The sequence below is a fragment of the Micromonospora sp. CB01531 genome, from assembly GCF_001905095.1.
Taxonomy (GTDB): Bacteria; Actinomycetota; Actinomycetes; order Mycobacteriales; family Micromonosporaceae; genus Micromonospora.
This window is the reverse complement of record NZ_LWLS01000066.1, coordinates 1-19,963: the sequence shown is the minus strand read 5'-3', so window position 1 is coordinate 19,963 and position 19,963 is coordinate 1. Positions and strand designations below refer to the sequence as shown.

The following is a 19,963-nucleotide window of genomic DNA, read 5'->3' as shown; positions in this document are numbered from 1 at the left end:
GTGGACAGCACCGCCACTGATCGCTTCGACACCAGCCGGTTCGAGGCCAGCCGGAACCGGCTGGCCTCGCTGGCGTACCGGCTCCTGGGCTCCGCCGCCGACGCCGAAGACGCAGTGCAGGATGCGTTCCTGCACTGGCAGGCCGTCGACCGGCAGCGGATCAAGGTGCCGGAAGCATGGCTGACCAAGGTCGTCACCAACCTGTGCCTCGACCGGCTCCGCTCGGCACAAGCCCGCCGCGAACGCACCGTCGGCGCATGGCTGCCCGAACCGCTCCTCGCCGGCGACCCGATGCTCGGCCCGGCCGACACTTTCGAGCAGCGCGAATCAGTCTCCCTGGCCGTGCTGACACTCATGCAGCGCCTGTCACCCCTCGAGCGGGCCGTCTACGTCCTGCGCGAAGCGTTCTCCTACAGCCACGCCGAGATCGCCGAGATCCTCGACATCACCGAGTCCGTAAGCCAGCAGCACCTCCACCGGGCCCGGCGCCGCATCACCACCGCTCGCCGCCGCGGCAGCGGCGAAGTCGACCCGGCATCCGCCCGCAGGATCGTCGAGGAATTCCTCGCCGCTGCCTCCTCGGGCCGCACCGAACGGCTGGTGGCGCTGCTCACCGACGACGCGACCGCGATCTCCGACGGCGCCGGCGCCGGCCTGACCCAGACGCTGCTGCGCTACGACACTCCGCAGCGCATCGCCGCCGCCGCACGGGCCGGCTTTAAACCCACACCCGCGAAACGGCGACTTGCCGGCGGCCCGCTCGCCATCCACTACGCGCTTGTCAACGGCGCCCCCGCCATCCTCTTCCTGCTCGGCGACCAGGTCGTCGGCGCCATGGCGTTCGACATCACAGGCGGCAAGATCGCAACCGTGCGCGGCATCGCCGCCCCCACCCGCCTCGCCCGCCTCACCGAAGCCTGGCGGCAGCACGAACCGGACCCGCCGCTCATCCCCGAGTGGTGACCCGACGCCAACCGCGGCCAGGCGCAGCACCCGCGCTGCGATGAACCGCTCCCGGGCTTCGGACGCCACCAGCCGCATCCCGAGCTGGGGGAGCCGGTGGACCTGGATGGGGGCACCGACCTATTGGCGCCAGGTCATGATCGGTTGGGCGAGGGCCTGTCTCAAGTCCGGCTCATTTGATCTTGTGGCAAGATCGCGGGATGCTACGACTAACCGACTTCATCATCGATTGCCCGGATACGATGAAGCTGGCAGCCTTCTACTCTGGGGTGATGGGGCTCCCGGTCAAGGAGGGCAGTAACGAGAACTGGGCCGGTATCCAGTTCGGCGAGATCGAACTGGCCTTCATCCAGGTGGAGGACTACCGCGCCCCGCAGTGGCCCGACAGCGAGCACCCCAAGCAGTTCCACCTCGACTTCGAAGTCGACGACATCGAGGCCGAACAGCGCCGCGTCCTGGCCCTCGGCGCGACCCTGCAGCGGGACTGCGTCGGCCCCGACGGCTACGGCTTCCGCGTCTACGCCGACCCCATTGGTCACCCCTTCTGCCTCTGCCGCAACAAGGGTGTCATTTGGACCGATCAGGGTCTCATCTGGCCCAAGCGCGACTAGTAGTGCCCTTTGAGCTGATGCTATCGGGTCTCTTCGGGTTGTTTTGCCTTGTGTCGTGCTGCGCGTAGGGCGTTGAGCTCGCGTCGTGGGAAGGGACGACCCCAAGTCGTCTCGTAGCCGTCCTCACCGTGCTGGGCTGCGACGGCGTCGAAGGCGCGAACAAGGACCCGGGCGAGGGTGTCGAGGGACTGGCTGCTGGCCCAGATGACCGTTCCGGCCTGGTCGGGTAGGCGGGCCGAGGGCACCTCTAGAAGCCGGGTCTCGACTTCCGATCCGCGCCGCTGGAAGGTCCATCGGTAGACGACCGGCTCCGCCTCGAACTCCGCGCGTGCAGTCTCCGCGCCGATGACGATGTTGGCGACTGCGGTAAGTAGTTGCTCGGGGCCGTCACGTAGGATGCAACGGCTTCGACTTCCGCCTGCTGGTCGGCCACGCGGCAGACAGCCCACCCGTGGTGGTGCATAGGTCAGCGACATCGTGGCCACCGGCCCACGCTAGCGCCTGGTGTCGGCGTACGGATTCCGGTGCAGAGTCGGGTACGCCAAATGTGCAGAGGTCGGGGGCGCGAAGCATTCGGGACGCTGCGATGGCGGCCGGCCCGACGACCCAGGTCCGCTACTCACGATGGGTAATCGGTGGACGTGGGCTAGCGCCCGGATCGCGGCGGATCCGTGCACCTGATCATGGGGTTGCGTGCTCGCTCAGACGATGCAGGCATCATCCGGACTACGTCACTGCCGACTGCAAGACCGAGGAGCTGCGCACACTGGAACAGCGGCCGACCAAGTCGCGTGAGTCCATCGCAGAGGCGAACCGCCGGTCATCACGGGACTGGGTGACGGCACACCGGCCGTACCTTAACGACGAGCGCCGCTGGTTTGACCTTGACGCTGCGTCAACTTCTAGCATCGGGGCCATGTCGATCACTGTTCTTGACACCTACTCCGCCATGAGGCGGATCCTGCTGGCCCCGGTCGCGGACCGCGTTGACCTGCTGCGTCCGATGCTGGCGGCCAACAGGGGCATGTACCGCTACTACCCCGGCGAGGTCGACCTGGTGGCCGTGCACCTCCAATCGTCCGGGTTCCCCATCGACCGCGACGAGGAGCGTTGCCTCGACGCGCTCGAAACCCTGGCGGCGGCCGGAGCCTGGGAGCGGATGCAACGCGCGCTCGACGACGCTCTCGCCGTACTGCTGGAGGCGACGCCGGGGCTGGAGGCCCCGGACATCACCGTGCTGTTCGTGCTCGGCGATCCGGGTGACGAGCACTTCATGGGTCCCTGCAAAGGATTGACCGGGTTCGGCGGTATCTCGGGCAACATCGCCATCACGTTCTGGCCCTTCCCCGAGAACGTGGAGCGGCTGGAGGCCACCGCCGTGCACGAGCTCAACCACAACCTGCGCTACAGCCCGGGCGGGGTCGTGTGGGACCCGATGACCGTCACGGTCGGCGAGCACATCGTTGGCGAGGGCCTGGCCGACGCCTTCGCCCGCCAGCTCTACGGCGACGAGCTCGGCCCCGCCCGCATCGGCGTGCCGCACCTGCACGACGACGCGGTTTTCAGCAAGGTGCTCACCGGGCTCGACGTGACAGGCATGCAGAACTTCACTGCCTGGGTACACGGCGACCCCGGCGCCGAGCACCTCGGTGTCACCCCGGTGGGGTTGCCGATGGGCGCCGGGTACGCCGCGGGCAACCGGCTGGTCGACACCTACCTGGCCGCGACCGGGCAGACGGCGGCGCAGGCCCTGCACGCCGACAGCTCGGAGATCATCGCAACCACGCTCCGCCGCGGTTAACACTGGAACGATGGAGTGGACGATCCAGGAACTCGCGACGAGGGCCGGCATCAGCAGCCGCACCCTGCGTCACTACGACCGCGTCGGGCTCCTGGCCCCGTCCCGGGTCGGCGCGAACGGGTACCGCTACTACAACCCCACCGCGGTCGCCCGGCTACAGCGGATCCTGCTCATGCGCCAGCTCGGCATGGGCTTGCCGGCCATCGCCGAGGTCCTGGCCGACGAGGTGGACACGCGCGACGGGCTCCGTGCCCACATCGCCGCACTGGAAGAGGAACGGGACCGCATCGAACGGCAGATCCGGTCTGTGCGGCACACGCTCGAGGCCCTGCAGTCGGGGGCGGAACCGCGGATGGACGTTATGTTGGCGGGATTCAACGACGGCTACAAGGACGAGGTGATCTCACGCTGGGGCGAGCGCGCGTTCCAAGTGGGTAATGACTGGTGGCACGGCAAGAGCCTTGACCAGCAGCGGGCCTGGAAGCAGGACACCGAGGACCTCGTCGCCGCATGGGTCGCCGCAGTGAAGGCCGGGGTTTCTCCGACATCGGAACACGCTCAGTCAGTGGCTGCCCGGCACGTCCAGTGGCTGAGCCAAATCCCGGGTACCCCCACGGCCGAGGGCGACCGGGAGCGCTCGATCGAGATGGTGAAATGCCTGGGGGACATGTACGTCGACGACCCCCGCTTCGCCGGCATGTACGACGACGCCGCAGGGGCGACGTTCGTCCGCGACGCACTGCAAGCGTACGCGCGGACCCGGATGTAGCTCGTGTGGTTCGGAGCAATGACGATGAGTGCCGACGCCATCAACCAGGCCCGGTCGCTGGGCAGCATCACCGGCGGGCCGGTTATCGGGGGGCTGGAGGTACCGGACGCCTGGGTCACGGATACCAGCAAACTCTTGACACCCGACGGCCGGCAACTGTCCGACGCCGCCTTCAACGAGTGTCTCAACAACGCCCCGAAGACCGGCGCCACCGGCAGGTTCGGTGACACCGCGGTATGTCTCGGCAAGCTCGACCTGCACGTGGACCTAGTCTCCCAGCCCAACCAGCGATTCTGGCCCTTCCAATGGATCGAACTGGCGCTGTATCTCGGTCTCAGCGCGCTGCTCGCGGCGGTCGGCCTGTGGCGCATCCAGCGCCGGGTCAGCTAGCCCGCGCCGAGCGCAGTACTTTCGGCACGAGGGTGCGCTGAACTGCCGCTCTCCGTCACATGTCGTGACGCTCGGTCAGCGGCAGATCCGGATGGCGGGGCGTGGGCTCGCGGTCAGGGAAGATCAAGGTCATGGGGCACAGATCTGCGCGGTGGGCATGGTCGAAAGTCAGCACGATTCACGGGGTCCGTGATGGAGACGCCGTCGCGTGTGCCAGTGAGATCTACTCCTACAGGTACCGCTTCTATGAGCCCTCCGACAGCTTCTACGAGCGCTGCGTCGGCTTGGCGTGGTGCTCGATCTGCCGCGAGTACTCCGGTTCCATGGTGTTCGTACCGCGGAACGAACGTCTCCCGGACCTGCTTGCCGATCTGCCGACGCCCGAGCGTGAGAGGCTGGCTCGCAGCGAGGTGAAGCTGCTCGATTACCTTGATCGCCTCGTCCGGCGAGGATCTTGGCCGACACGCCGGCCGTGATCGGCGGACGAACTAGCGGCGCACTCAATCAGACATGATCGGATGCACTGATCTCGGCATATGCGGACGTCGGGGGCCGTCCCCGGTGCGTATGGTCGTCAGCTCAACCGTGAACTCCGCCGACTCGATCACGGACGGCAGGTCGTTCGGAGTATCCCACGGCGTGCTGCTTTCTTGATCACAGCTATCGTCTGTGCGTGACCGGCTTCTGGGTGTTGATCGAGGAGTCTGCGGGGCAGGCGGACCGGGCGTGGTGGATCGAGCGTCGGCTAGCGGCCCGGACGCCGGCCGAGATCGTGGAGTTCGACATTGCCTTCACCGCCGCACGCCGCCGGGCCGAGACGTGGACGGTGTGGGCCGCTGGCTACCGGATTATGTCCGGCCTGTGCTCCGCTGACGGCTTCTGGTACTTCCTGCCGTGGCTGGTCGGTCTCGGCCGGGACAGCTTCGATCGCGTGGTGGCCGACCCCGACGCGCTCGCCGACGTCCCTCAGGTGCGCCGGCTGGCCGGGCTGAAGATGGACCGGTGGACTGACGATGACTGGCCGGAGTGGGAAGCGCTGAACTATGTCAGTCGGCAGGCGTATGACACGGTGACCGGTGAGAACGAAGGCATCATCGACGCGTTGCGGGCACTCCACCACGAATATCCGGAAGACCCGGCGCCCACCGGGGACGAGTGGGACTTCGACGACGAAGCGGAGATGGGCCGCCGCCTACCGCGGCTCAGCGCGCTGTTCCCAACCCGGCGCTGAGCCGCGAGCATTCAGCAAAACGCCTCGCGTGCCGGACGGGCGGAGCGATCCGGTCGACGATCCGGTTCCACCACGCGCACATCGGCAAGGCCGTAAGCGCTTGCTACGTCCCGGAGGCCATGTACGCGGCGAGGATGTAGTTGGGGTGGCGGTCGAGGTTCTTGCGGGCCCGGTCGTAGCGCATGGTGGTTCGCGGGTCGGCGTGGCGGGCGGCGATCTGCACGTCGCGCAGGCTGACGCCGGCGTCGAGCATCGTGGTCACGAACGTGTGGCGAAGCATGTGGGGGTGAATCCTCAGCATCCGGATCCCTGCCATGGAGGCGAGGTGCTTGAGCCGGCGGGTGGCGGCGTGCCGATCCATCCGCGCGCCGTGGGTGTTGCGCAGGATCGGCCCGCTGGTGCGCTCGTCGACGGCCCGGTCGATGGCTCGGGCGACCGCGGGTGGCAGCGGGACGAGGACGACCTTGCCGCCCTTGCCGCGCACCCGCAGAACCCGGTGGCCGTGCTCCTCTCCGAGGTCGGCGATGTTCGACCCGCAGGCTTCGAAGATGCGCAAGCCGAGCAGGCCCACGAGCGCGACCAGGGCGAAGTCGTCCGGGTTCGACGACTTTCGGGCGGTGGTGATCAGGGCTTCGAACTGCAGGTGACCCAGTCCGAGGGTCGGCGACTCAGCCGGCACCGTGGGCCGGCGGACGTAGTCGGCCGGCGAGTGCTCCAGGATGGCGTCGATGACACAGACCCGGTAGAAGCCGACCACGACCGACAGCCGGCGGGACACTGTCGAGGGTTGATACCGGCGTACGTCCTGCAGCCAGCGAATGTACCGCTCGATGTCCACCCGCACCGCAGCCAACGGGTCAAGGCCGTGGTCGCTGCACCAGCGGAGGAAGACGCGCAGGTCGGACTCGGTATGAACGCGTGTCTGGCCACGGTAGCGGCCCAGGAAGGCGGACACCGCGGCTCGCAGAACGAGTTGATCGGCCGGCACGACATTGGAAGCGGAGCAGAATATGCAGCCATACATCACCCTGCGTAACCAGCGGTGACGAACGCCAGCAAGCCGGGAGCGGCAGATCCGGATGCCTGCGTCACTGGTATGAGATGCCTGCCAAGTGGTCCGCCAGATTGAAACGGGTACCGCAGTCGGGACAGCTGAACCGACCAAAGAGGCGTGTCAAGCGAGCGGCTACGGACCCTCGGCCTGCTTGCACCGCCTCGGCATGTAGACGTCTAGCCAGGCCCGAGGACAGCCCCGATTCGATTCTGGAGTCCTCGGACTCCAAGTCGAGCAGCCACTCCTCGTCGCATTCGGGGCATTGCACGTCGATTTCCCCATCGTTGAGGTGATCGAGTTCTTTGCCCCAGATCTCGTCACCGTCGAAACCGAGAATGGCCTGCTGTAGGTATACGAACATGCTGTCGCTTGATGCACTGGGCAGGCGGTCCACGGCGAGCGCACGCAAGGTCGTGATCTCGTCCGCGTATGCGGCGCGGCCGGCGTCATCCGCTCCCAATGCGATGAAGCCGGCAAGCACCACGGCCTTCTCGCGGTCTTCCCTGGCAAAGGCGGCGCAGGTCTGAGCCAGCCAGGGCAGCAGGACCGCGCTGGCTGGGTCACAGGTGCCTTGATGACACGACTCTTGCCAGATGAAGTCCCAGGCTAAAGAGGTTGGGTCGGCCGCAGCAGAAGCCAGAACCTCCGAGGAGATCATCACCCGACGAAGCTTCGCACGTCTCAAGGTCGGACGCACTGTTCTCGACAGATCCGGACACCACCGGGGCTCGGCGAACGTCACTGTGTGTAGACGACGATATGTGTGCGGGTGGCGGCTCGACCATCAGCTCGCCGCTGAGCTTGCGGATGTCGATGGCCGCTGCGTACTCGGTGGCGTACGCGGCCCTGCCCTGCAACTCGTACGCCGACACCTGGGTGCGGTTCCGGCGGTGATCTGGTGTTTGGCCTTGGTGCGGTTCAGCTCGGTGGTGCTGCGGCGGGGGACGCTTGTCAACGAGATGTCGCGAGCTGCGGCGGAGAGTTCGCAGTGCAGACGCCATTGACATGTGACCAAATGGTCACCTATCTTAACGTGGTGCCCGACGACGACCTCGTGTTCAAGGCGCTCGCCGACCCGACGCGGCGGTTTCTGCTCGACCTGCTCTTCGCCCGGGACGGCCGCACTCTGACCGAGCTGGAGTCCGAGCTGGAGATGACCCGCTTCGGTGTCATGAAGCACTTACGCGTGCTGGAGGAGGCGGGTCTCGTTGTGTCCCGCCGGTCGGGCCGGGAAAAGCTGCACTTCCTCAACCCCGTGCCGATCCGCCAGATCCACGACCGGTGGATCGACAAGTACACCGCGCACCACGCGTTGACACTCATCGACCTCAAGAGCGAGCTGGAGGACAAGTGACAAGCACCACGCCGCGTACCGTCCAGGTCTACCGGATCTACATCCAGGCGACGCCAGAAGCGGTCTGGACCGCGATAACCGATCCGGAGTGGAGTCAGCGGTACGGCTACCGGTCGCCCGCCCACTTCGAGCTGCGCCCCGGCGGCCGGTACCGCGGCCTCGCAAGCCCGGAAATGACAGCAGCGGGCGCGCCGGAAGTGGCCGTCGAGGGCGAAATCGTCGAGGTCGACCCGCCGCGCCGGCTGGTGCAGACCTGGCACCCCGTATGGGGCCGAGAGGCCGCCGCCGAGCCTGCCACCCGCCTCACCTATGAGATCGACGAGAGCAGCCCCGGCGTCACCCGACTGACGGTCGTCCACGACGTCACCGATGCGCCCAGCGTGGCCGGGATGGTCGCCGGGGAGGTGCCCAACGCCGGCGGCGGCTGGAGCGAGGTGCTCAGCGACCTCAAGACGCTGCTGGAGACCGGCAAACCGCTGGCCGGCTAACCCCAGGGAGACGGTGATGACGAGAGAGTTCACCACACCGCCGGCCAGCGCGGAACCGCTGGCCGCGCCGCCCTCCCGGACCAACCGGGGACTACTGATCTGCGGCGCCCTGGCCGGGCCGGTCTTCGTCGTGACGGTGGCCGCGCAGGCCCTTACCCGTGACGGCTTCGACCTCCGCCGGCACCCGATCAGCCTGCTCACCCTCGGCACCCTGGGCTGGATCCAGATGTCCGCGTTCATCGTCGCCGGCCTGCTCACCGCCGCGTATGCCATCGGGCTGCGGCGGGTGCTGCACCCCGGACCCGCAGGCAGTTGGACCCCGCCGCTGATGGGCGTCTTCGGGCTCGGCCTGATCGTGGGCGGGGCGTTCCGGCCGGATCCGGCGCTCGGCTTCCCACCCGGCACCCCGAAGGGGAACGCAGACCCGATGAGCTGGCACGGCATAGTGCACGCCGTCGCCCCGCCGCTAGCCTTCGCCGCCCTAGTGCTGGCCTGCCTCGTGATCGTCCGCCGGGCCGTCATGTTGCGGCAACTCGGCTGGGCCACCTACAGCGCGGCCACCGGCGTCGTCGCCCTCGTACTCGTCGCCTGGCCCGGCCAGGATGGGCTGAGCATGCGACTCGCCGTCGCGGTCACCCTCGCCTTCGCCTGGACCACCATGCTGGCGTTCCGCTTGCTACCGCCAGCCGGCTGACAACACTCGTCCGAAGGGGCGCTGTGGTAGCCGGGGTGCAGTGCCGTCGGCGGGTGTTGCATCAGCCGCCGATTCTTCACGTGGGGTCAAGGTCGCGGATGGCACCGTTGCGCTCTGGCGCAGTACGAGTCCTCCACCCCGAGCACCCTGCTGCGGCTCAGGTTGTCGCCCGTGAAGTCCGCCCTGGCCGGACTCTTGCCGCACAGGCGCCAGGCCGCCGCCATCGCAGGCGTGGCCAAGACGAGTTCCAATCCCTGTGCCGTCCCGCTGGCATCCAGACATGCCGTCGACCGGGCGTTGCAGGTGTGACAAGCGTGCGTTGGCGCTCGAACCCGTGGCAGGGCTGAACGTAGTGCGCCTGCAGAACCGACATAGATCAGCAGTGTCAGGCAGCGCATGCCCGCGACGGTCAGCTGGCGTCCAGCACGTCGCGCAGCCTTGCCGCGAACTCGTCGGGCTTGCCCGCGTAACCGAACTGACCACCGAGGAAGCCGCCGTGGTGGCTTGGGAACACGGTGGCCTCTTGGCCGAGCAGCGCTGCGGTGCCTAGGGCCGTTCGCGCGGTGTACGTTCCCGCCGACTCTTCGCCGACCGCGATCACGATCCGGGCCGGTGCCGCCCTGAGCATGCTCGCGTCAGGGCGGTAGTCGCTGATCGCCCACGAGTTCTTCGACAGCAGCGGATCGTCGCGGCTGCCATCGTCGTCGGTCGACATGCCGAACATCGCCGGGTCGGGCGCGGGTTGGGCGAAGTAGGCGTCGGTGAACTCGCCCTGCCATGACGTCATCGCAATGAAGGCGGCCATTCCCGCGCCGGTGCCCTTCGCTTGGTAGGCCTCATGGAAGGCGGCCCGGGCCCGCTCGGCGGCCGTGGCGTCTGGGAGCACCGCGTTGATCGGCGGCTCGTGCGCTACGAGCGTGACGACATCGCCGGGGTGGGTCGCGACCAGTTCGAGTGCGGTCACCGCACCGCCGCTGCTGGCGAACACGTCGACCGGACCGGCGCCGAGCGCCTTGATCAGCAGGTGCAGGTCGGCCGCCTGATGCTGCGGCGTGTGGTCGGACCGGCCGTCCTTGCGGATGCTGCGGCCCAGGCCGCGCGGGTCGTACGTGACGACTGTGCGGTCCGTGAAGTGTGCGGCGAGGGCTTCGAAGCCCTCCGCCGTCATCGGCTGGCCGATCATGAGCAATGCGGGGCGCCCGCCGGACGGGGGTAGCGGGCCGCGGACGTCGTAGACCAGATCGACGCCGGGCGCGGCGAGGGTGTGCGTCTGCGTTCTCGTCATGCCGGTGAGAATACGGCCGGTGGGAACGGATCGGAGTGCTATGTGTTCGGGTCGCAGGCGGCAATAAGCCCATATCAGCGCGCGGTCGGGCGGACATGGCAAGGGTCAACACCGGCGAAATCGTCCAGACCTGCTGCTGTTGAGCAGCTTCCGCGCCGGCGTCCGTCGGGCGTCATGCTGGCCACCGAACCGGTTGGCACCACGCCGGCTGGCCGCACTAACGTGCCAGCCGTGCCCATCCATGATGACGAGATTCGAGCCACCGCCGATCAGGTGTGCCGCCTGGTCGCGGCCCAGTGTCCGCAGTGGGTAGGCCTTCCCGTGGCGCCCCTAGCCGACGCGTTGGAGGGCACTGACCACGTACTCTTTCGGATCGGCGACGAACTCGTCGCCCGGATGCCCAAGATTGCCGGGGCGGTCGACCAGGCCGATTCGGATGCGCGGTGGCTGCCCTGGCTGGCGTCCCACCTGCCGGTGCGGATTCCAGTTCCGCTGCACGTGGGCGAGCCGGGCGCGGGGTATCCATGGCGGTGGACCGTGGTGCCGTGGGTCGTGGGGAACACGCCTCCCCGGCTTGGCTGCGGCGACGTGCTCCTGGCCCGCGATGTGGCGGCCTTCGTGCGCGCCCTGCACCGGGTGGAGCCGGCCGGCGGCCCGCTCAAGCCACCGGGTACCCGCGGGTCCGCCCTGCGCCACGCCGATGAAGCCGTCCGCCGAGTGCTGCCCCGGCTCGCCGAGCATGACGACGGCTTCGACGTGACCGCGGCCGAGGCGGCCTGGGACGTCTGTCTGGCTGCTCCCGTGTGGGACCGGGACCCCGTATGGATCCACGGTGATCTGCAACCGGGCAACCTGATCACCGACCGCGGCCGGCTGGCCGCGGTCATCGACTTCGGCGCGCTCGGTCTCGGCGATCCGGCGCCGGACGTGGCTCCGGCGCTCTGGACCTTCACCGGAACGGCCCGGGAAACCTACCGGGAGGCGATCGGGTACGACGACGCTACCTGGCGCCGCGCCTGCGGTTGGGCCCTCGCACCGTCGTTGACCGGCCTCGACTACTACCGGCACACCTTCCCCCGAATGGCCGAGCACGGCCGCCGCATGGTCCGCGCAGTGATCGCCGAACTGGCGTGACTGCTACCGCCAGCCGAGTGGCTCCGCGCGCGGGGCTGTGCCTGGTCTCGGCTTTCCTGAGCACCCGTGTGCGGAACAGGGTTGCGGTCAGCCGCCCCCCTTCTCGAAGGCCACCTCACCGACGCCCCACATGAACAGGCCGCCGAGGGGACATTCGGGAAAGTCAGCCCGCAATACCCGAACGAGGAACTCCACCATGCCGCAGTCGTAGCGACTCCACAACGAGCCGTTCCGCTTGTAGACCACGCCCGGCCACTTTGCTGGATCCTTGTCCGAGGCATCCCAACACAGCATGTCGGCGGTACCGTCGACACCCCAGTTGATCAGCACCGGAGAGGTACCTTCCAGCTCGGACGCCTTGTCCTCGGTCTCCCAGTCGGCCTCGGCATTCGCCGTCTCGATCACCATCCCGTCCCGCTGAGCATCGGACAACGGGACCCTGGCTTCAGGTTCGTTGATCGCCAGGTAGTCCTGCACCATGCCAGCGCCGTAGACCTCCATGAAGCGCTGGTAATCCGGCGGGAACCGCCTGCCCCAGGACACGGTGATGGCGTCCCAGTCGACCCTCGTACCACCGTCCGACGGCGGCGGCATAAGCCGTCGCAGGGCCTCCAGGTCGGCTGGCTCACTCATCGGCACCGCGCCTTCTCGATCCGTGTCATGGTGTGCCCCCCTGCGCCCGCCAACGCGTCGCTGCTGTCCCATTGCCTGCCTAGAATGTGTACCATGATCAGCTCGCTGAGCATGGAGTCGATGCCGACCATCCCCATCGGGATAGACGCCGTACGCCGGCGTGTCGTACCCGACCGGCAGCGTCCTGTTCCCTCATAGCACCGCGACATCGCGAAGACCTTCACCAAACGCGCCCTGCCGCTGCCCTTATCGCCCCCAAGCTCCTGCCCGCGTCACGCGCGTACCAGCATCTTGCCCACGTTCTCGCCGCGCAGCATGCCCAGGAACGCATTCACGATGTTGTCGAAGCCGTCGACCACCGTCTCCGTCGGCTGGACGCGGCCCGCGCGGATGTGCGGGACAAGGAAGTCCTCCAGCTCGCCCTGGACGTTCGGTAATCGCCGACGACGACACCTTCCAGCGTGGGCCTCCAGAACGCCTGTGATTTGGTTGTCACCACCGATGCCCAGTTCGCGCGATTGCTGCGGCGAGACTTGCGTCCGACCAATCGAACGTTTGCCATCGTGGGTTTGCTGCTGGCGATCACGAGCACACGATGAGGACCTGACCGACGTGGCAGGAGACAAGACCGGCCGCTCGTTAGCAGCGTTCGTGGAACGTGGCCCCGCGAGGGATCTACTCGCCGAGGACTTGCACGACATGATGCGGTACGGCACCGACGAAGCATCGGGCGGTGACATCCACGGGCATCCGCATCTGTCTCAGTGCGAACGTGCCACGGCGTGACGCCGGTAGCAGCATCCGCCCCGCAGCCCAAGCCCTCGCGAGAACGCCGAAGCGCACGCTCATGCCGATGTCCGGATGCTGGTCAGGTTGCCCATGGAGGGGACGGTGACCGGACAACTTCACGGCCCGCATCGCTTCGCGACGCGATCTCTTGTTGGCGCTGTTCTTTGATCGAACGGTCTTCGAACAGCGGGTGCCCCGTGAATTGATCTTACCTTGCGCCGGCCTTCAGCCGCTGCCAGCCCGTGACCAGGCGGGCGCCGTTGTCACGCAAGGTCACCCCGAATCGGGTGGCCGGCACCATGAGCGTTGCGGCAGTGGCGAACCCGTTCTGCTTGGGTGCAACGAGCTTGCGGTGCTCGTACTCGTAGGCCTTCAGGCCCTGCCCGAGGTCGTTGCGGTGCTCGGCCAGCGTCCGCGCGAGCGTGTACGCCCCCGCCATCGCCAGGCTCGACCCGTCGCCGAACAGTGACACCGAGGACGCGGCGTCGCCGAGCAGCCCTATGCGCCCCTGGGACCAGGTGTCGAGGCGTACCTGGCTGACAGCATCGAAGTAGAGGTCTCCGGCATCGCGTACGCGCTCGATCAGTTCGGGCACGATCCAGCCGCCGCCCGCGTACGCCTGCTCGGCGATGCGCTTGTGCTGGGCGGTGTCGCGGTAGTCGTAGCCGGGCACGGGTTTGCTGCGCCAGATGAACGCCGCGATGCCGCCGTCGCCGCGTACCGGATGGACGGAGGTGAGGCGGCCGGGCATGCCGTAGAGCAGCACGTCGGTCGTCGGATTGAGCTCGCGCTCGACGGGCAGGGTTGCCACGTAGAGCCCGCGGTGCCTGACGAAGTCCGTCTCCGGTCCCCAGGCGAGCCTCCGGACCATCGAATGCTGTCCGTCGGTGCCGATGACCAGGTCGAACCGGCGCGGTGCACCCCGTTCGAAGGTGACGTCGACACCGCTACCGTCCTGGGTGAGGGCTGAGATGGAGTCGCCGTAGATGAACTCGGCGCTACCGGCCACGGCGTCGGTGATGATCGCAGCCAGGTCGGCCCGGGGCACCTCGACCTCGGTGGCCCGGTTGACCGACAAGTCGACGCGGCTCTTGCGCCGTCCCTGTGCGTCGACGAAGGCGAGGCCGGTCGTCGCCGTCGCGGCCGCACGCAGCCGGGGCAGCAGGCCCATCTTCTCGGCGATGGGGAATGCCGGTCCGCGTACGTCGACGGGGTTGCCGCTGGAGCGCTGGCCAGCGGCGCGCTCGACGGTCGTCGGCGCGAATCCGTTGCGGGCGAGCCAGTACGCGAGGGTCGGGCCGGCCACGCCGGCGCCGGAGATGAGTACGGTCTTCGCAGTCACGCATTGACCGTATGACCAAGTTCGAAATCTGGTCAAGTGTTAGCATGTCGGTGTGACTGCACGCACCGATCGCGAGACGAAGATCCTCGATGTCGCCGCCGACATGCTGGTCCGGCACGGCTACCGCCGCGTCACCATCGACGACGTCGCCGGCGCCGCCGGCATCGGCAAGGGCACTGTCTACCTGCATTGGAAGACGCGCGAGGAGCTGTTCAGCGCCGTGTTCGCCCGCGCGGTCCGCGGCGCGATCGCCGACATGGTGACCGCCCTGCGCGCCGACCCCGCCGTCGCGCTGCTGCACCGTTTCGCCGCGGAGTTCTTCCTGGCGATCCTGCGCCGCCCGCTGCTGTACGGCATGGTGATCGGCGACGTGCAGATGTGGGGCAAGCTCGTCGGCTCCGAGGCCGGCTACGACGGCGGCCGGCACAACATGGTGATGGCATCCTATGTAGACGTCCTAGCCGCGCGAGGCTTCGTGCGTACGGATCTGGCGACGCCGGAGCTGACCTACGCCTTCCAGTCCGTGTTCGAGGGCTTCATCTACGCCGAGCGCACGGTCGGTTCAACGGGTACGCGTGACGAGCGGGCGCGGTTGCTTTCGGCCACGGTCGAATCGGCGTTCTCCCGGCCGGGTACTCCCGACGCCGCGCTCGCCGATGAGGTTGCCGCGCTGCTATCCGGCCTAGTCTGATCCGCACACGAATCCCCCAACGGACAGCACCTTCTGCGCTCACGGCCAGATGCCTGGCCGTTACCTGCGCATTTTCATGTAGGGTGTCCGCGCTCGATTCTCGGTTACGGGGGGGTATACGTACAGAGAACAGCCGAGGTCGCGACTGCCACGAAACATCCGGATCTGCCGCTGACCGAGCGTCACGTTGAGTGATCGACGTGCCGAACGCTCGACGTGCGGTCGTGCTGATGACCGAGCGCCACGCACGGTAGTCGTTGGGCGGACAGTTCGACTTCCGGTCGTGCCGAGAAGCGGATTCCCGATCATGCAATGTGGCTCGGTTGAGCGTCCGTCCATCGCCGGCTTCGCTCACGTCGGTCCCTGAAGTGGCCGCACAGGGGTGTCATTCAGCTGAAGCGGACAAAGACTCTGCCCCGGGCTGCATGGCCGGTCGTGAGGTGCGCCCACCGGCGCTAAGGTCCGTCCGTGTCGATCCCCCTGCGCTGGCGCCTGCTCGACGAGAAGACCGGCGCCACCCTCGCCGACTGCACGGACATAGACGGCCTGTTCGTCGACCGCGTGTTCCCGTCCGAGCCGCTGTACGAGCGCTACACCCTGTTGAGCTGCGCACCGTCCGGACCGCTGCTCGCCGCGATCGACGGCACAGGGCCGGCCTGGTTCGGCAACTTCGTTCTCGAGGGCGCAGACGTCCCGGGCCCATCGGTGAACGAAAGACATCAACGGACGGCGGGCCGATCAGCTTGCGGGGAGCAGTGCCGGGGCTCCTACGAGACCATGGAGGAGTTGCTCGACGTCGGGGTCGTCGGTCACCGGCCCGCCGCGGAAGGGTCCGGTCTGCTTGACATCGACGTCGAAGGCCACCGCCGTGACGACCACAACAATTGTCGCGGCATCGTCGTGCCCGCCGTCTTCGGCTACCGGCTGTTCGCGTGGTCGACGGCGAGCGGCGCCGTCGAGGAACGCCAAGCTGGCGAGTGCCGTGACATCGTGGGCCAGTTCCACGGGCGGCCGGAGACCTGGCCGCCCGGTCCGCAGCTGACCCTGCTGGGCTGCCATCCCGGGCTCACCGACGCCGGCGTGAGCCTGCGCGACGTGCAGATCGCCGCCCGTCACGCCGATCCCCGCACCACCATGCGCGCAAGATCCTCGACCGTCACCCCAACTACATCCTCGCCGCGTACATGGCCTCCAGAACGTGACGGCGGCGACGAGCGGCTCTGTCGAATACAGTGCACCCGATCATGGCGCCCGGTCACTCCGGTGCTTCGCCCCGGGGTCTTGGCGCTTGATGCAGGCAAGATGGATTGATGGTGACGATAAGACGGTTCGACAACGCCGATGCCCTCGCCGTGGCGGGCCTCATCGAACGCTGCCTGCGTGAGGTCAACAGTCGCGACTATCCGAGCGAGGTCATCGAGCGGATGTGCGACCACTTCACCGAACAACGCATCAAGGAACTCGCCACGCAACGGCAGATGTTCATCGCCGAAGCAAACGGGATCGCCGGCACGGTGTCCCGCGATGGCAACAAGGTCTACACCATGTTCGTGCACCCCCGGGCCGCCGGTCGCGGCATAGGACGGCTCCTCATGCGCCACATCGAGGCGCTGGCCGTGATCGACGGCTACGACCACATGGAAACCGGCGCGAGCATCACAGCGCATGACTTCTACCGCCGGCTCGGCTACATCGACGTCCGCTCCACGGAGACAGAGTTCGGCTTCAACTACGTCCTGCGCCGGGATCTGCCCTGACGGAAACGGTCACCAAAGCCGGGCGGCAGGTGCGCGCTCATGCCGCCGATCGGGCGTCACAGTGCGGCGCAAGCGGCCATGCAGGCGAACACCCCCACCCTGCCGCGATGCATTCGAGGCGATCTCCTCAGGGGATGAACCGGACCTCGGGGAAGGCCGGGCTCGGGCCTTCGAGCAGGCGCTGCCGCCGGTGGCGCAGGTGCAGGTCGAAGAACGCGAGCGGGTACGCCTGCTGGATCCGTACCGCCCGGGCCGGGTCGAGGGTGCCGACCCAGCTGGCGAGGTCCTCGTCGCTCATCCCGACGATCGCCGCCAGTTGCGGGACCAGCCACTGGTGGTCGCAGTACGCCCCGTGGAGCGCGCCGTCGGCCTGCACGTTGAGCCGCCATCCATGCAGGCGTGACCAGAACTGGGCGACGCTCGGCTCGGCGGCCCGGGTGAACTCCGCGGTCACCAGCATGAACGGCCGGTTCAGGTCCGTGACCGGTGGCAGCGACTGCATCGGGCCGTCGAAGCCGAGCCCGGCCCGCACCCGCCGGTCCTCGTTCATGACGAGGGCGGTCGCGGTAGCGCCCTTCGACCAGCCGAACATGCCGATGCGACGCAGGTCGAGCGCGGCGCCCAGCTCGGCCGGCAGCGGACGGCGCTCGACGTCGGGGTTGTGGCCGGCGGCGAGGTCCTCGATGCAGTCGAGGACGAACCCGATGTCGTGGGCATGGTCCCATGGCGTGAACGACAGATCGTTGGGGACGGTGAGCCGGCCGTCGGGGAACTCGCTGAACGCGTCGTACGTGTGGTCCACGGTGACCACGACGTAGCCGTGGCTGGCGAGTTCCTGCACCACGATGGTGGCCTCGGAACGGTGACCATCGTTGCCGTGGGAGAACACGATCACGGGCAGCCGGCCGGGTGCCCGCAGTGCCGGAACTCCCTCGTGGCCGGCCGTGAGGGGCGCCGCCGCGGCATCGGCGTCGAACCCGGCGGACATGAGCAGCGCGCGCATCGGCGCGGCGGGCATCCACGGGGCCACCGGATGGCGCCGGGCATCGCGGGCGGCGGGATACCAGATGCTGGCCATCAGTTCGCGGTGGTGCCCTGGGCCGGCGATGGGATCCGGTCGGGATGTGTCGACGAGGTGCAGGGATACGGTGCCGACAGGGTGCGGCCCGGTGGGTGGGGGCAGCGTAAGCCGTGCCGGGCCAGGCGCGGCCTGCGTCGGGGCCGCCCATCCGCGGCCGGTGCCGAGCGGCACGGCGACCCCGGTGGCGAGCGCGGCGGTGAGCAGGTGTCGGCGGGTCAGTGCGGTGGTCATCGGTCCTCCGGGGTGTCGGTGGTCTCGAGCCGCGTGATGAGCAGTTTCAGTCGTTCGATCTCCTCGGCGAGGGCGGCGGCGCCGGCGGCGGTGAGCGTGATCCAGGTGCGGCCGCGCCGGCCGGCGTAGCCCTTCTCGATTTCGACCAGGCCGGCCGTCTCCAGCACGCTCAGGTGCTTGGAGAGGTTCCCGGCGGTCAGGTCCAGCTGGGTGCGTAGGTAGCCGAACTCGACCCGGCGCGCCTCGTGCGCGATGGCGAGGATCCCCAGCCGGACCCGCTGGTGCACCACCTCGTCCAGCCCGGTGACCGGGTGGACGGGCGGCTCGTGCGGGTCCGGGGTCCCGTTCTCGGCGGTCACCGGCGCCCCCGGCGGGCCACCGCGAAGCCGACCGCGCCCAGCAGCAGCACGGTGCCGTTGATGATCTGCTGCGGCAGGAACGCCCCCAGGATCCCCCGGTATCCCCAGGAGGGATGCCAGCCGAAGTTGATCGGCACCAGGACCACCGCCAGGTACCCGACGGTGAACAGGAGCAGCGCGACGTTGCGCTCCAGCCGGGCCAGCACCAGCAGCGCGACCCCGATCGCGCCCCACGGTGCGGCTAGACGGTCCAGCAGCATCACCCAGTACGGGAACGGGTGCGTCGGCGCCGGATGGCTGGCGAAGTACATGCGCCACAGCAACCACGCGCCGATGAACAGGACGACGGTCAGGGCGGCGCCGGTGATCGCGTACGGCAGCGCCCGGACGCCCACCCCCCTCGCCCGGGCGACCCGCGCGGCGTACACGGCGATCGCCGTGTACGCCAGCAGCAGCGCCGGCGGCCAGTAGAACATCGCGCCCCGGCCCGTGATGTGACACATGGAGCCGCCGTTGACGTCCTTGATCCACGCGCTCGCGGACCCGCAGTCGGCGTTGAGGGAGTACCAGTCGAACGGGATCGCCGCGAACGTCACCACGGCCAGCACCAGCAGCGCGACCCAGGTCACCCGCTGGTCAAGACGCACCTGGCGGGCGAGGGCGCGCACGTCGGACAGCAGCCGGTGGGGATCGCCGGCGGGCGGTACCGCATCAGTGGTCATGCCAATAGGTTGGCACAGGAAACCTTTTGGCGCTAGTGCCCACTGGGAAGCGAGGGAACCTCGTAGGCCCTGTTTCATCGCTGCGGTCGAAGCGAGCCGAGGTCCAGGCTTCGGCTGGCAAGCCAGGCGAAGCCCCCCGGATAGAGCACGCGCGCCAGCTTGGTTCGGCGCCATTTTCGACCGCTACTACCCGTCGGTCCACGGCTACGCGAACCGCCGGCTGGGTCGCGACCTGGCCGACGACGTGGCGGCGGAGACGTCTCTGGTCGCGTTCGACCACTGGCAGCGGTACGACACCACACACGACAGCGCCCGGCCATGGTTGTTCGGTATCGCGTCGAATCTGATCGCCGGCCACCAGCGGACCGAGGCGCGGCGGTACCGCGCGCTGGCCCGGGTGGACCGGCCTGGTACGGCCGACCGGGACAGCGTCGACGGTCCGGCCGACCGGGTTGCGGTACGGCTGGACGCGCAGGCCGTGCGGGGACGGCTCGCGGCGGCGCTGGGCCTCGGCCCAGACTCTCGTTTGAGGGTGGTGAAGAATGCCTCGGCTAGCCTCGGTCTTTCATTTGGGCGGCGGTTCA

The 19,963-nt window shown here is 68.3% G+C and carries 24 protein-coding genes; 15 read left to right on the top strand and 9 right to left on the bottom strand.

Annotation, left to right across the window (positions count from 1 at the left end; all coding sequences use genetic code 11):
• The 7 genes from A6A27_RS16295 (at nt 1) to A6A27_RS16260 (ending at nt 5,765) form a co-directional block, all read left to right on the top strand.
• Entirely contained in the window at nt 1-963 is a 963-nt protein-coding gene (locus A6A27_RS16295; RefSeq protein ID WP_198940321.1) for a sigma-70 family RNA polymerase sigma factor, read from the top strand.
• A gap of 200 nt (nt 964-1,163) precedes the next feature.
• Nucleotides 1,164-1,574 carry a VOC family protein gene (locus tag A6A27_RS16290; protein WP_073835471.1) on the top strand — a complete coding sequence of 137 codons (411 nt, stop codon included), beginning with the start codon at nt 1,164-1,166 and terminating at the stop codon, nt 1,572-1,574.
• Nucleotides 1,575-2,490: 916 nt separating this feature from the next.
• A complete protein-coding gene (locus A6A27_RS16280) occupies nt 2,491-3,375 on the top strand; it encodes a DUF2268 domain-containing protein (protein ID WP_073835470.1) in 885 nt (294 codons plus the stop codon).
• A gap of 10 nt (nt 3,376-3,385) precedes the next feature.
• Nucleotides 3,386-4,144 carry a MerR family transcriptional regulator gene (locus A6A27_RS16275; protein ID WP_073835469.1) on the top strand — a complete coding sequence of 253 codons (759 nt, stop codon included), beginning with the start codon at nt 3,386-3,388 and terminating at the stop codon, nt 4,142-4,144.
• Nucleotides 4,145-4,168: 24 nt separating this feature from the next.
• The gene (locus tag A6A27_RS16270) at nt 4,169-4,534 is read left to right on the top strand and encodes a hypothetical protein (RefSeq protein ID WP_073835468.1); all 366 of its coding nucleotides are present in this window, start codon (nt 4,169-4,171) and stop codon (nt 4,532-4,534) included.
• Nucleotides 4,535-4,665: 131 nt separating this feature from the next.
• Complete coding sequence (locus A6A27_RS16265; protein WP_143194020.1) at nt 4,666-5,010, top strand: hypothetical protein; 345 nt, start codon at nt 4,666-4,668, stop codon at nt 5,008-5,010.
• A gap of 197 nt (nt 5,011-5,207) precedes the next feature.
• Nucleotides 5,208-5,765, top strand: coding sequence for a DUF4240 domain-containing protein (locus A6A27_RS16260; protein WP_158073989.1), 558 nt, complete (start codon nt 5,208-5,210; stop codon nt 5,763-5,765).
• Between the two features lie 103 nt (nt 5,766-5,868).
• Here the strand turns inward: A6A27_RS16260 and A6A27_RS16255 are convergent, their stop codons facing one another.
• Together A6A27_RS16255 and A6A27_RS16250 are read right to left on the bottom strand one after the other, a co-directional pair.
• Nucleotides 5,869-6,720, bottom strand: coding sequence for a tyrosine-type recombinase/integrase (locus A6A27_RS16255; RefSeq protein ID WP_198940320.1), 852 nt, complete (start codon nt 6,718-6,720; stop codon nt 5,869-5,871).
• A gap of 133 nt (nt 6,721-6,853) precedes the next feature.
• Nucleotides 6,854-7,480 (bottom strand): hypothetical protein, encoded by a 627-nt coding sequence (locus A6A27_RS16250; RefSeq protein WP_073835464.1) that lies wholly within the window; start codon nt 7,478-7,480, stop codon nt 6,854-6,856.
• A 354-nt stretch (nt 7,481-7,834) separates the two neighbouring features.
• Here A6A27_RS16250 and A6A27_RS16245 point away from each other — a divergent pair, with 354 nt between their 5' ends.
• From A6A27_RS16245 to A6A27_RS16235, 3 genes are read left to right on the top strand one after another with little or no spacing between them, the layout of a single operon-like run.
• On the top strand, nt 7,835-8,173 hold the full coding sequence (locus A6A27_RS16245; protein ID WP_241825282.1) for an ArsR/SmtB family transcription factor: 339 nt from the start codon (nt 7,835-7,837) through the stop codon (nt 8,171-8,173).
• Nucleotides 8,170-8,661, top strand: coding sequence for an SRPBCC family protein (locus A6A27_RS16240; protein ID WP_073835463.1), 492 nt, complete (start codon nt 8,170-8,172; stop codon nt 8,659-8,661). The genes A6A27_RS16245 and A6A27_RS16240 overlap by 4 nt, the downstream gene beginning before the upstream one ends.
• 16 nt (nt 8,662-8,677) lie before the next feature.
• Nucleotides 8,678-9,355 (top strand): DUF998 domain-containing protein, encoded by a 678-nt coding sequence (locus A6A27_RS16235; RefSeq protein WP_073835462.1) that lies wholly within the window; start codon nt 8,678-8,680, stop codon nt 9,353-9,355.
• A gap of 409 nt (nt 9,356-9,764) precedes the next feature.
• Here A6A27_RS16235 and A6A27_RS16230 read toward each other — a convergent pair whose 3' ends face one another.
• Complete coding sequence (locus A6A27_RS16230) at nt 9,765-10,640, bottom strand: alpha/beta fold hydrolase (protein ID WP_073835461.1); 876 nt, start codon at nt 10,638-10,640, stop codon at nt 9,765-9,767.
• 231 nt (nt 10,641-10,871) lie between these two features.
• Here A6A27_RS16230 and A6A27_RS16225 point away from each other — a divergent pair, with 231 nt between their 5' ends.
• On the top strand, nt 10,872-11,774 hold the full coding sequence (locus A6A27_RS16225; protein ID WP_073835537.1) for an aminoglycoside phosphotransferase family protein: 903 nt from the start codon (nt 10,872-10,874) through the stop codon (nt 11,772-11,774).
• Between the two features lie 87 nt (nt 11,775-11,861).
• Here the strand turns inward: A6A27_RS16225 and A6A27_RS16220 are convergent, their stop codons facing one another.
• The 3 genes from A6A27_RS16220 to A6A27_RS16210 all read right to left on the bottom strand — a co-directional run bounded on the left by A6A27_RS16220 (nt 11,862) and on the right by A6A27_RS16210 (nt 14,538).
• Nucleotides 11,862-12,407, bottom strand: coding sequence for a hypothetical protein (locus A6A27_RS16220; protein ID WP_143194019.1), 546 nt, complete (start codon nt 12,405-12,407; stop codon nt 11,862-11,864).
• A gap of 272 nt (nt 12,408-12,679) precedes the next feature.
• Nucleotides 12,680-13,123 carry a hypothetical protein gene (locus A6A27_RS47455; protein ID WP_198940336.1) on the bottom strand — a complete coding sequence of 148 codons (444 nt, stop codon included), beginning with the start codon at nt 13,121-13,123 and terminating at the stop codon, nt 12,680-12,682.
• 281 nt (nt 13,124-13,404) lie between these two features.
• Complete coding sequence (locus A6A27_RS16210) at nt 13,405-14,538, bottom strand: FAD-dependent monooxygenase (protein ID WP_073835458.1); 1,134 nt, start codon at nt 14,536-14,538, stop codon at nt 13,405-13,407.
• A gap of 52 nt (nt 14,539-14,590) precedes the next feature.
• Between A6A27_RS16210 and A6A27_RS16205 the strand changes: the two genes are divergently transcribed.
• The 3 genes from A6A27_RS16205 (at nt 14,591) to A6A27_RS16195 (ending at nt 16,986) form a co-directional block, all read left to right on the top strand.
• The gene (locus tag A6A27_RS16205; protein WP_073835457.1) at nt 14,591-15,229 is read left to right on the top strand and encodes a TetR/AcrR family transcriptional regulator; all 639 of its coding nucleotides are present in this window, start codon (nt 14,591-14,593) and stop codon (nt 15,227-15,229) included.
• A gap of 468 nt (nt 15,230-15,697) precedes the next feature.
• Nucleotides 15,698-16,540 carry a hypothetical protein gene (locus A6A27_RS45010; RefSeq protein WP_073835456.1) on the top strand — a complete coding sequence of 281 codons (843 nt, stop codon included), beginning with the start codon at nt 15,698-15,700 and terminating at the stop codon, nt 16,538-16,540.
• On the top strand, nt 16,540-16,986 hold the full coding sequence (locus tag A6A27_RS16195; RefSeq protein ID WP_073835455.1) for a GNAT family N-acetyltransferase: 447 nt from the start codon (nt 16,540-16,542) through the stop codon (nt 16,984-16,986). Before A6A27_RS45010 ends, A6A27_RS16195 begins: the two co-directional genes overlap by 1 nt.
• 127 nt (nt 16,987-17,113) lie before the next feature.
• Here A6A27_RS16195 and A6A27_RS16190 read toward each other — a convergent pair whose 3' ends face one another.
• Genes A6A27_RS16190 through A6A27_RS16180 form a run of 3 tightly spaced genes read right to left on the bottom strand, consistent with a single transcriptional unit; the run spans nt 17,114 to nt 19,379 of the window.
• Nucleotides 17,114-18,298 carry an alpha/beta hydrolase family protein gene (locus A6A27_RS16190; RefSeq protein WP_073835454.1) on the bottom strand — a complete coding sequence of 395 codons (1,185 nt, stop codon included), beginning with the start codon at nt 18,296-18,298 and terminating at the stop codon, nt 17,114-17,116.
• Nucleotides 18,295-18,657 carry a transcriptional regulator gene (locus tag A6A27_RS16185; protein ID WP_073835453.1) on the bottom strand — a complete coding sequence of 121 codons (363 nt, stop codon included), beginning with the start codon at nt 18,655-18,657 and terminating at the stop codon, nt 18,295-18,297. Before A6A27_RS16185 ends, A6A27_RS16190 begins: the two co-directional genes overlap by 4 nt.
• Entirely contained in the window at nt 18,654-19,379 is a 726-nt protein-coding gene (locus A6A27_RS16180; RefSeq protein ID WP_073835452.1) for a hypothetical protein, read from the bottom strand. The genes A6A27_RS16185 and A6A27_RS16180 overlap by 4 nt, the downstream gene beginning before the upstream one ends.
• On the opposite strand from A6A27_RS16180, the gene A6A27_RS43155 reads away from it, so the two are divergent.
• A partial coding sequence (locus A6A27_RS43155) for an RNA polymerase sigma factor (protein ID WP_143194018.1) occupies nt 19,378-19,963 on the top strand: 586 nt, incomplete at its 3' end. The genes A6A27_RS16180 and A6A27_RS43155 overlap by 2 nt on opposite strands.